This window comes from Peptidiphaga sp. (assembly GCF_057238965.1).
The window spans coordinates 1-3436 of the sequence record NZ_DBHHEV010000105.1 but is presented as its reverse complement, the minus strand read 5'-3'; the positions used below and the strand labels follow the sequence as shown (position 1 = coordinate 3436).

The following is a 3436-nucleotide window of genomic DNA, read 5'->3' as shown; positions in this document are numbered from 1 at the left end:
GGGCGGGAAGAAGCGGATCAGGGCCGCGAAGTAGGGCGCGGCGAAGAATGTGAACAGGCCGGAGGCGATGACTGCGCCGTAGATCGTGGGAAGGGCCGAGTTCGGGTCCCCGCCGCGCGCCGACGCAACGCCGATCGCAATGATCGGGGCCACCGCGGTGGTCGTCACGCCTTGAATGATCGGCATGCGCACGCCCACGAAACGCGTGATCCCCACGCTCTGAATGAGCGTCGCGACGCCGCAGGTGAGAAGGTCGGCGTTGACGAGGTGGATCGTGGTTTCCGCGTCCAGACGGAGTCCGCCCGCGATGAGCAGCGGAACGATGACCGCGCCGGCGTAGAAAGCCAAAACGTGTTGAATGGAGAGAACGGCTAATGTGGGCGCGCTGGGCGCCCTGTCGACTGGATGGACCACTTCCTCATATTCTCAGATAATCGGGGGCGCCCAAAGCCGACGTACCGCGAAAGAGACAGCCATAACCCCGCATGCACGCGCACGACGTGCAAGGCGTTCAAAGCGGAGAGCCTCGAAGGTCGGCGGAGAAGGCAAAAGCCCTCGCCCTGTGAAACAGTCTGGAGGGACGGCGCGAAATCGCTCGAAAAAATTCAGCGTGCGCCGAGCGAGCGCGTGACCTCGTATCCCGATTCGACGTCGCGAATCGAAACCTCGACGATCCCGTGCCGGTCGACCGTGTAGCGCTCCTCGATGAGGGGGCCGTCGCCCGTTCGCTGCACTTCGACGTCGTCCACGTCGGCCTCGCCGCCGCGCAACGCGGGGTCGAAGGGAAAGGCGAGCGTGCCGCACGGGACTACCTCGCCGCGCGGCACGCCGTCCGCGTCCGTGCGCGTGTACTCGACGAAGCGATACCAGCCGACGTTGTGCGCCGCCCGGTAGGTGCGAACGACCGTCACATCCTCGTTCGGGCTCACGCGCTGCTCGCTGCCGAGCAGTGGATCGAAGGATATGACCGAGCCGCCCTCGCGGTCGCGGAAGACGCCGACGCCGCGCGCCCGCCTGTCCGTAAGCGTGTAGCCGGCCGACGGGTCGGCCGCGATGGCCAAGCCGATCGCGGTCGACCCCGCGGTGTACGGGGAGCGGTGGACTCGCCGGCCGTACCTGGATCGCAGCGTCCGCCCCACGGCGGGAAGCTCCGACCCGCCGCCGACGACGTAGAGGCCGGCGACGTCGTCCGGGAGCTTCGACGCGCCGCCCTCGTCCTGGGTCAGAAGCGGCTCCATCGTGGCGAGGGTCGACTCGATGAGCGGAGCGACCAAATCGTAGAATTCCTTGACCGGAATCGACGTGGGGGAGGAGGCGCCCGGAACGTCCACGGCGACGTATCGGGACTGCGGATACAGGGACTCCTTGGCCTGACGGGCCGAGTCGAGGAGCCTCTGCCATTCGTCCGCGGCGAGTTCGCCGCGTCCGGACTTTTCTAGCGCGAAAGAGGCGAGGGCGACGTCGAAGTCGTCTCCGCCGAAGTTGTTGTCTCCGCGAGAGCCGAGCACCTCGTGGCTCTTGTCGTCTGCGGCGACGAGCGAGGCGTCGAAGGTTCCGCCGCCCAGGTCGTAGACGAGGATGCGCGTGCGGCGCGAGTTGAGCGACTTCGTGAGCCTGTGCGTGTACTCGAAGCCTGCGGCCGACGGCTCGTTGATCATGGCGACGACATCGATCCCGGCGCGCCTGAAGGCTTCGAGGGTGATGAGGCGCTGAGCCGAATGCGCGTGGGCGGGAATGCCGACCACGGCCTCGAGCTTGCCCCTGGCGGGCTTGACGGCGGAGCGGACGGATTTTGCGACGTGCGTGAGGAACCCGGAGACGACGTCGATGAGCGGAATCGTGAGGCTGCCGAGTTCAACCTCGGCGTTTTGGTTGACGTCGGCGCGCGAGAGCAGGCGCTTGAAGGAGCGCAGGTGAGGAGCGCCCTTGAGGGCCAGGCTCGCGGCCTCAAAACCGTAGACAGGTCCGGAATCTGATAGCGCGACGATCGACGGAATGTACTCACGGGCGTCCGAGTTCCGATCTGGGAACGCGAGAAGCGGATAGTTGCCGCGGTCGGCGACGGCGACGGTTGTGCGCGTGGTTCCAAAGTCGATTCCGAGTCTCATGAAGCCGAGAGTACTTCATCTTTCGGCGTCGATGGGGGAATATCTCAAAGGCGGGTCGCGTTCTCGCCGTCGCCCAGTTTTGACATAATGCACATTATCGGATCGAGACTCAAAAGGGGCTGACGGGCGAAAGTGGCGTCGTGGCGCGGCAAAACCGTTTTTCCCGGCGTTTCTTTTGCCGTCCCGCTAGACTGATCCGGCAGTCGAGGAAAGGAAAACCATGGCCGAACGTTCGCTTCGCGGAATGAAGATTGGCGCAAATTCACTGGAAACCGACGAAGGAGTCGCCTTCGTCGAACGCAAACAAGTCATCTACGCCTGTCCCGGCGGCCACGAATTCGGCGTGGCCATGGCGACGGACGCCGAGCCGCCCGCGACGTGGGAATGCCGCTGCGGCGCCGAGGGTCTGCTGCGCGACGAGCCTGCGACGGACGACAAGAAACCCGCCAAGCCTCAGCGCACGCACTGGGACATGCTCCTGGAGCGCCGCACCGAGGACGAGCTCAAGGAGCTCCTCCAGGAGCGCCTTGATCTGCTGCGCGCAGGCAAGCTTAGGCTCCGCCGACACCACGGCTGAGTTCCGGGAGGCTGGCTGCCCGGCCGGCGGATTTGCGCCGCCGCCGGGCGCGGCGCCCGGCCAATGTCACTTGCCGCGCAGCTTGGCGGCCGCCCGGCGCGCCAGGCCCGCCAGCTGGCGCCCGCGGCGCTCGACGCCCATCGACGTCGTCCGTTTCAGCGACTCCGTGAAGATGCCGGCCGAGAGACTCGACGCCCCCGCTTCCCGCTGGGCGAGACTGATCGGCATCTCCACAATCGACCCGCCCAGCTGGTGAACTTTGTCCGTCATGTCAGTCTGGAAGAAGTACCCCGCCGATTCGACGCTGGAAAGGTCGAGGCGACGGAGGAAGGCCACCCGGTAGACCCGGAAGCCGGCGGTGACGTCCGACGCCGGAAGCCCCAGCCAGGCCTTGATGTAGAAGTTCCCGGCGCGCGAAAGGATTTCGCGCGACTTCGGCCATCCCTCCAGCTTTCCCCCGCGCACGTAGCGCGAGCCGATGACGAGGTCGGGCCGGTCGCTCATGGCGGCCCGCTCAAGCAGGAGGGGAAGCTGCTCGGGCCGGTGAGAGCCGTCGGCGTCCATCTGGACGACATGCGTGTACTCCTTGTCCGTCGCCCAGGAAAACGCGGCGATGTAGGCCTTCCCGAGCCCCTCTTTTCCCGCGCGGTGAAGGACGAGGACGTGAGGGTCGGCCGAGGCAAGTTGGTCGGCCAGATCCCCCGTGCCGTCGGGGGAATTGTCATCGACGACGAGGACGTCGGCCTCGGGG

Annotated in this window: 4 protein-coding genes; 1 reads left to right on the top strand and 3 read right to left on the bottom strand. The window is 66.4% G+C overall.

The genetic code is table 11. The features are described 5' to 3' along the window. The coding region (locus ACO48X_RS10095; protein ID WP_485001960.1) for a solute carrier family 23 protein at positions 1-414 on the bottom strand (414 nt) is incomplete at its 3' end. 191 nt (positions 415-605) lie between these two features. Next, a complete protein-coding gene (locus tag ACO48X_RS10090; RefSeq protein WP_485001959.1) occupies positions 606-2108 on the bottom strand; it encodes an Hsp70 family protein in 1503 nt (500 codons plus the stop codon). A gap of 220 nt (positions 2109-2328) precedes the next feature. Between ACO48X_RS10090 and ACO48X_RS10085 the strand changes: the two genes are divergently transcribed. Continuing rightward, entirely contained in the window at positions 2329-2685 is a 357-nt protein-coding gene (locus ACO48X_RS10085) for an RNA polymerase-binding protein RbpA (RefSeq protein WP_485001958.1), read from the top strand. A 66-nt stretch (positions 2686-2751) separates the two neighbouring features. Here the strand turns inward: ACO48X_RS10085 and ACO48X_RS10080 are convergent. Beyond that, positions 2752-3436, bottom strand: a 685-nt coding sequence (locus tag ACO48X_RS10080) for a polyprenol monophosphomannose synthase (protein ID WP_485001957.1), incomplete at its 5' end; no start/stop codon positions are given.

What these genes read in the sequence shown, in the direction of transcription:
- ACO48X_RS10090 (WP_485001959.1), bottom strand. Translation starts at nt 2,108, where the DNA reads ATGAGACTCGGAATCGACTTTGGAACCACGCGCACAACCGTCGCCGTC.
- ACO48X_RS10085 (WP_485001958.1), top strand. Translation starts at nt 2,329, where the DNA reads ATGGCCGAACGTTCGCTTCGCGGAATGAAGATTGGCGCAAATTCACTG.